Raw genomic sequence first — 7257 nt, 5'->3', positions numbered from 1 at the left:
GGCGGGTGGTTCTGGGGGCCACCCGCCGTTCTTCTCTTTGGGGTACAATCTTGATCCCCCTGATACCAAAAAGGCCCGGATGTTTCCGGGCCTTTTTGGTATCAGGTTTTGGCGACGCGCCGTGGCAAAGCAATCGTGACCTCAAGCCCGCGTCTGGGCAAATTGCGTAGCCGCACCGTACCGTCATGGGCATCTATAACCGTTTTCACAATCGACAAGCCAAGCCCGCTGCCGCCGGTGGTACGCGCGCGCGATCCCTCGACACGGAAGAATGGCAAAAAAACATTTTCCTGATGTTCCTCGGCAATGCCCGGCCCCTCGTCCCGAACGGAAATCAGCACCGTATCGGCTGTTGCATCAAGACTGACATAGGCGCGATAACCGTATTTCAGGGCATTTTCGATCAGGTTGGTGAAGGCACGTTTCAAGGTTCCCGGCCGACAGGTCAGACGAATGCTGCGCTTGTCGCCAAATGAATGCGCTTCATCCCCGCCCCCAAAAACCGTATGCACCGAACTGAACCGAAGCGGCTGAGGCCCCTCAAAACTGACAGGTCGACCAAGATCAGCGTAATCGTCGCAAATCGCTTCAAGAACCGAAGTGAAATCAACAGTGCGCTCTTCTTCCTTGTGAATCCAGTCACCAAGGAAATCGAGCGCATCATTCAAAAGCCCGTCCATTTCATCAAGGTCACGCAATACGGTTTCGCGCAACTCATCATTATCGATAAATTCCGCACGCAGGCGCAGGCGCGTACTGGGCGTGCGCAAATCGTGTGAAATCGCGGCCAGCATGCGGGTTCTATCCCCCAGCATGCGTGAAATCCGTTCGCGCAATCCGTTATAGGCCGCGGCCATTGATCTTGCCTCGGTCGGGCCGCGTTCCTCAACCGGGGGGCCTTCGACTTCGTCGCCCTGACGAATGATCGCCTCGGTCAGATTTTTGAAAGGCCCGGCCAGAAGGTCGGCCAAGGCAGCGAATACCGCCAACACCGCGATAACCCCGACCAGAAAAATCAGAAAAACCATGGATGGCGAAGCATAATCCGACCACAGCACCGAATGGCTAAGCAGCATCCGCATGCCTGATGGCAACATGATCTCGATACGGGCTTCCAACCCCTGACGTGCTATTTCCCGCGATAGACCGGCAAAAAACAGGCTGGGATTTTCGGCCGTTTCAATCAGGTCACGCTGTTCGGAACCAAGGCGACCACAACGAAAATGGACCTTTACCGATGTTGGCCAGCCTGTATCAGCCAGACGCGCAGGCATTGCGATATGTTGTGCCGGGCGCGAAAACAAAAGAATTGTACCGATGTCGTCCGGTGGCAGAACACGGACAGAAAGCCCGTCACGCGCGGCTATATCAACGATATTTCCCTGTAATTCCGGGCTTTCCGCGATCAGGATCAGTTCGCGAATGGTAAAGCCCAGCGTATAGGCACGGCTGATCCGTTCGCTTCGTTCGATAATGTATTTCGATGCGATTGAACTGATCCCGGCGATGATGACACCACCGACCATCATGATCATAAAGATACGTCCGCCCAGCGTACGGGGCTTGAACCGCCGCATATATTCGGAAAACGCACCAATCTGATCTGCCATGGATCGAATTCCTAGACGGTCCTCGTATCGGCACAGAACTGATAGCCGATCCCCCGCACTGTTTTGATCAGTTTGGGATTTTTGGCATCTTTTTCAATTTTCCGGCGCAGGCGGCTGATCTGGATATCGATACTGCGGTCAAACGGGATCGAGCTTTGACCGCGTACGATATCAACAAGCTGTTCGCGCGAAAGCGCACGCTTGTTATGCTTTACCAGTGCCAGCAACAGCGAAAATTCCCCGGTCGACAAATGCACCGCCACATCATCCAGATCACGCAATTCGCGTGATCCAATGTCGAGCGTCCAGTCGGCAAACAGGATTTTCTGGGTCTTGGTTTCTTCGTGATGAACCTGTGTCACAGTGCCGGTTTCAAAACGGCGGAACACGGCACGAATACGTGCCAGCAATTCGCGCGGATTGAACGGTTTGGTCAGATAATCATCTGCACCCAGTTCCAAACCAAGAATACGGTCCGTATCCTCGCCCACTGCGGTCAGCATGACAATCGGTACCTTGGAATTGCGGCGCACATCCCGGCACAGCGCGAAACCATCCTCGCCGGGCAACATGATATCAAGGATCACCAGATCAATATTCCAGTCGCGAAGCGCACGATGCATCTCTGCCCCGTCGGAAACGGTGGTGATACGAAACCCGTGCTGGAGCAGGAATTTTTTCAGGAGCTTCTGGATTTCCTGATCGTCATCGACAACCAGAATATGGGGTTCACGTCGCGTACTCAGTCTCCGCCTCCCTTCGGTCGACAGGTCCGTAACCGGACCGTGGCGCGGAGTTTAGTTCATATCGTTGCAGTATTGAACCATTTTACCAAACGGACGGGATAAATGAAAAAGCCGGGGAGAGAATCCCCGGCTTTTGATCTACAAATCCTTTGCACGCAGAGACTTATACAACCTATTTCAGGTCATAAACTTTCGTGCTGCCCGATACTTCGCTTGCTACGATCAGCATGGCGTTGCCCGTCGGGCTATCTTTTGGATCAACAAACAGCATGCCTTCCGGTGCAAGTTCACCCGCGGTACCTGCTTCCGGATTACCGGAAAAACGACGATCTGAATGATAGGTCACGAATTGCGGATTGGTCGGATTTGTCAGGTCATAGACCATAAATCCGCCCTGGCGTTCCAGACCGATGAAAGCATAAGGCGTACCATTGACGTAACCGGTTGCCAGACCTTCGGGTTCCGGCCCCTTATCATCAGAACGGTCATCACGGCTGTAGTTCTCGGTGTCAGATGCATTGAACACATTGCCGTAATTCGCGGCCATGTACTGTTCAAACTTGTCACCACTGTCAAAGACCATATTACCATCGGCATCAAGGACAGAGAACGAACGTGCGCCATAGCTATAGATCACGTCGAAATCACCATCACCATCCGTATCCCCCTGCGCCGTGGTCGTTTTCAGACGTCCAAGGTTTTCGTCCTTCTGCAAGGAGCTAGCATTTGGGAATGCGACCGGATCAAGGGTCAGTTTGCCAACGCGGGTTTCTTCGCTGTAACCGTCGTAATCGCGAGAATCCCCCTCGTTTGCCGTCAGGACCCAGGTTTTGCCGCCGATTTCGATCGTATCAATCGTATCTGGCATATACATGCCCATGACCGGCCAGGTGCGAATGTTGATTTCGCCGTCCTTGTCGCTGGCATCAAACGCGTTGACCGAATGATCCTTGAAGCCAAGACCGGCAACCCGAATAACATTTGCGGTCTCAATGTCGATGATCGCCACCGCGTTGTTTTCCTGAAGCGAAACATAGGCCGTTTTGCTATCTTTCGAGACGGCGATATATTCCGGTTCGATATCCTGTGCCACGCTCGAAGTGCCCGGGTTTGACGTGCGCATGCCATATGGCAGGTCCGTCCCGTTCAGGAATGCGAAGGAAATATTCCGCACATCGGCATCCGACAGATCGGCAAGATTTCCGGACACCGGAATAATCGAAATGCTGCCTTCGGGATCATTGTCGAATGCGTCGTTCGGCTCCCCTTCGTTCGCAACCAAAACGTATTTTCCATCCGGGGTAAACTTAATCATGTCAGGCAACGCGCCGACAGTTACCGCAGCAATGAAATCACCATTGGTGTCAAAGAAGACGGCCTTGCCCGGTGCCTGTTTGTCGTCATTCTCGACCGCGGCGGCAACGATGTTGCCATGGATGGCAACGCTGTTTGCTGCCTTACCCCAGGTTGCAAGTTTGATCGAGCCAAGTTTGGCGAGTTTGTCCGGGTTCGACATATCAAGAATATCGATTGCCTTTTCACCGCCATTCACGACGAAAATGCGCTTGCTTGCCGGATCATAAGCCGGGATTTCAGCCGCACCTTCGTCAAAAAGACCGGTGCGATATTCACCCATCGGCACAATCGAAAGCGGTTTGGCCGCCGGCGAGGCCGTATCGACCGTCATGGCCATGTTGCTCGAATGAGACGCCGTACCACAAGCCCCGAGAAGCACAGACATCGCCACAGTCGCCATTAAAGAATAACGCATAAATTCCCCCTGATGTTCGGTTTAATCGTGGCAGATAACCTGCTGATAACGCGTAACAGTTTGATGACGACAAGGTGACAGTTTCATAAATATCGGGCACTGCACGATGCTCCAAACGCCATCGGCCAGCGTAAGACATCAAAGGTTGAAAATTTTCAGGCAGGAACAGCAAAATGGCCGCAATCAAGATCGCCATTATTGGTGCAGGAATGGCCGGTTTAAAGGCAGCAGCCACGCTTCATCGGGTCGGCGTTAATGTAACGGTCTTTGAAAAAAGCCGCGGCACGGGCGGACGTCTGGCAACACGGCGTACCGAATTTGGTGATTTCAATCACGGCGCCCAATATATCACGGCCCTTCATCCTGATTTTAGGGCGTTCCTGCATCAGGCGGAAAACCGGAAAGCAGCCCATAACTGGAACCCGAACCTGCATCGCGGAGCTTTGGCGCACCTGCATATGCCATCGCAATCAGTCACAGACGGCAATGCCGCCAAAGATATCTGGTATCAGGGCGCACCGCAGATGAACAAACTGATCACCCCGCTTCTGGCACCGTTTGAAATCTGCAAGCAACACCGCATTACCCGTATCGAAACCGCCGGACCGCGCAATTTTGTCCTGCATGATTTGGATGGTGAATTCGGCCCGTTTGGCGGTGTGATCGTTACCGCTCCAGCCCCGCAATCGGCAGAATTGCTGCAACCGCTTGCCGCACGATTTGATCCGATTGCCGATGTTGAAATGGCCCCATGCTGGGCTGTGATGATCGCTTTTGCCAAACCGTTGCCAACGGCATTTGACGCGATGATCCATCCTGATCCGGCGATAAGCTGGGCGGCGCGCAGTGGCGATCACCGTCATCTGATCCACAAGCCATCCCCCGACCTTTGGGTTTTGCATGCCAGTTCCGAATGGTCCCGCGACAACCTTGAAGAGGACAAGGAACGCATCGCATCCCGATTGCTCGATAAACTGCGCGCGGCAAGTGGTGCCAAACTTCCCGATGTGATTTCAATAGACGCCCATCGCTGGCGATATGCCCGAACAATCACGCCACTTGGCCGAAGCCATTTGGCCGGAATGAACGGACGCATAATTGCCGCAGGCGACTGGTGCCTGGGGGCAAGGGTAGAAGCGGCATGGCGCAGCGGAAAATGCGCCGCACACGCCATGATCGAAGCACTAATCGGGTGATCGGATGGCCCGAAATGCCAACGGTAAACGACCTGAAAAGGCGAACCTGCCGAACAAGGTTTGCATGACCTGTCATCGGCCCTTCGCATGGCGACGCAAATGGCGCGATTGTTGGGACGATGTCAAATATTGCTCTGCCCGTTGCCGGGATCATCGCGAACATAACAAGGGCGGCACCAGACGACAGACTGACACCACCCTTCGGATCGACTTAACCGCGAAGTGCGTGTAACTGATTGATCAGCCCCGCCGTTGAAGCATCACGCGCATCGGCTGTTTCATTCCCCTGCACCATCGGCAGCAATTCCTTGGCAAGCTGCTTGCCAAGTTCAACCCCCCACTGGTCATAGGAATTGACGTTCCAGATGATGCCCTGAACAAAGATTTTATGTTCATACATTGCGACCAGACGCCCCAGCGTAAAGGGATCAAGCTGCTTATAGAGGATCATGGTGCTGGGCTTGTTCCCGGCAAAGACCTTTTGCGGGGCCAGAACATCAATCTCGGCCGGGGACAGATTGCCACCGGCAAGTTCATCGCGGACTTCCGCCTCTGTCTTGCCGCGCATCAGGGCTTCGGCCTGCGCAAAGCAGTTTGCGACCAGTTTGTCATGGTGGTTCGATAACGGGTGCAAGGCATTCGCCGCAACGATGAAATCAACCGGGATCAGTTCTGTACCCTGATGGATCAACTGATAAAAGGCGTGCTGGCCATTGGTGCCGGGTTCGCCCCAGATGATCGGACCGGTTTCATAATAGATCGGCTTGCCATCGCGGGTAACGGATTTGCCGTTACTTTCCATATCGGCCTGCTGCAAATAAGCCGGCAGGCGCGAAAGATGCTGGTCATAAGGCAGGATCGCCTGACTGGAAGCCCCCAGAACATTGCGATACCAGACCCCGATCAACGCCAGCGTTACCGGAATATTCCGGTCAAGCGGAGCTGAACGGAAATGGTTATCCATCGCCTGTGCGCCACGCAGCAATTCTTCGAATTTCTCGTACCCGACCGCAAGAATAATCGGCAGGCCGATAGCCGACCAAAGGCTGTACCGCCCACCGACCCAGTCCCAGAAACCAAACGCGTTGTCAGTATCGATGCCGAATTCGGCAACCTTGTCCAAAGCTGTTGAAACGGCGACAAAATGCTTGGCAACTGCCTCCTCGTCTTTCAGCAAACCAACCAGCCAGTCACGGGCCGAATAGGCATTTGTCAGGGTTTCGTCGGTGGTGAAGGTTTTGGATGCAATGATGAAAAGCGTCGTTTCCGCATCAAGGTTTTTCAGTGTATCAACGATATGCGCGCCATCAACGTTGGAAACGAAATGGCAGCGAATACCGTCGATATGATACGGACGAAGTGCCTCGTTCACCATGACCGGCCCAAGATCGGAACCGCCAATCCCGATATTGACGACATCGGTGATCGCCTTGCCGGTATGGCCTTTCCAGTCGCCGGTATGCACGCGCGCGGCAAAGCGTTTCATACGTACAAGGACTTCCTTGATGTCGGGCATAACGTCCTTGCCGTCAACCATCACCGGATTGCCATCCAGATTGCGAAGGGCTGTATGAAGAACAGCGCGATTTTCGGTGACATTGATCCGGTCACCGGCAAACATCCGTTCGCGCCAGCTTTCGACATTGGCTGTTTCGGCCAATTCGCGCAGCGCGGCCATCACATCATCGGTGATCAGGTTTTTCGAATAATCGATAAACAGATCATCCTGCGTAACGTGGAAACGGTCGAACCGTGCCGGATCATCGGCAAAGGCCTTGCGCAAATTCAGGTTCTTGGAAACTTCTGCGCCCAGTCGATCAAGCTTTTCCCAGCAGGTCGTCAGATTTTCTGTGGACATTCCACCCTCGGCTTCAAACAGATAGCAAACAATATCGGCGTCATGTCAAAACACTAACACGCCGATACGACCATTT

Annotated in this window: 6 protein-coding genes; 2 read left to right on the top strand and 4 right to left on the bottom strand. The window is 53.8% G+C overall.

From position 1 onward, the window contains the following. Positions 1 to 101: 101 nt before the first annotated feature. The 3 genes from AUP42_RS18800 to AUP42_RS18790 form a co-directional block, all read right to left on the bottom strand. Positions 102 to 1610: an ATP-binding protein gene (locus AUP42_RS18800; protein WP_062953135.1), complete on the bottom strand. Its 1509-nt coding sequence runs from the start codon at positions 1608 to 1610 to the stop codon at positions 102 to 104. 11 nt (positions 1611 to 1621) lie between these two features. Beyond that, on the bottom strand, positions 1622 to 2356 hold the full coding sequence (locus AUP42_RS18795) for a response regulator (protein WP_037991605.1): 735 nt from the start codon (positions 2354 to 2356) through the stop codon (positions 1622 to 1624). A gap of 172 nt (positions 2357 to 2528) precedes the next feature. After that, positions 2529 to 4127: a choice-of-anchor I family protein gene (locus AUP42_RS18790; RefSeq protein WP_231858348.1), complete on the bottom strand. Its 1599-nt coding sequence runs from the start codon at positions 4125 to 4127 to the stop codon at positions 2529 to 2531. A 173-nt stretch (positions 4128 to 4300) separates the two neighbouring features. On the opposite strand from AUP42_RS18790, the gene AUP42_RS18785 reads away from it, so the two are divergent. Both AUP42_RS18785 and AUP42_RS21265 read left to right on the top strand, forming a co-directional pair. Continuing rightward, the gene (locus tag AUP42_RS18785) at positions 4301 to 5323 is read left to right on the top strand and encodes an NAD(P)/FAD-dependent oxidoreductase (protein ID WP_062953133.1); all 1023 of its coding nucleotides are present in this window, start codon (positions 4301 to 4303) and stop codon (positions 5321 to 5323) included. 4 nt (positions 5324 to 5327) lie between these two features. Further along, positions 5328 to 5555, top strand: a complete 228-nt coding sequence (locus AUP42_RS21265) for a DUF2256 domain-containing protein (RefSeq protein WP_082824851.1) — start codon at positions 5328 to 5330, stop codon at positions 5553 to 5555. Here AUP42_RS21265 and pgi read toward each other — a convergent pair. Further along, complete coding sequence (gene pgi, locus AUP42_RS18780) at positions 5535 to 7181, bottom strand: glucose-6-phosphate isomerase (RefSeq protein ID WP_062953132.1); 1647 nt, start codon at positions 7179 to 7181, stop codon at positions 5535 to 5537. The two genes, AUP42_RS21265 and pgi, sit on opposite strands and share 21 nt — an antisense overlap. Positions 7182 to 7257 lie beyond the last annotated feature (76 nt).

The sequence above is a fragment of the Thalassospira lucentensis genome (assembly GCF_001613805.1).
In the GTDB taxonomy this organism is placed as follows: Bacteria; Pseudomonadota; Alphaproteobacteria; order Rhodospirillales; family Thalassospiraceae; genus Thalassospira; species Thalassospira lucentensis_A.
This window is presented reverse-complemented; position numbering and strand designations above follow the sequence as displayed.

Bases quoted from the DNA above. Each gene is read 5' to 3' on its own strand.
- AUP42_RS18785 (WP_062953133.1), top strand. From the start codon at position 4,301: ATGGCCGCAATCAAGATCGCCATTATTGGTGCAGGAATGGCCGGTTTA.
- AUP42_RS18800 (WP_062953135.1), bottom strand. From the start codon at position 1,610: ATGGCAGATCAGATTGGTGCGTTTTCCGAATATATGCGGCGGTTCAAG.
- pgi (WP_062953132.1), bottom strand. From the start codon at position 7,181: ATGTCCACAGAAAATCTGACGACCTGCTGGGAAAAGCTTGATCGACTG.
- AUP42_RS21265 (WP_082824851.1), top strand. From the start codon at position 5,328: ATGGCCCGAAATGCCAACGGTAAACGACCTGAAAAGGCGAACCTGCCG.
- AUP42_RS18790 (WP_231858348.1), bottom strand. From the start codon at position 4,127: ATGCGTTATTCTTTAATGGCGACTGTGGCGATGTCTGTGCTTCTCGGG.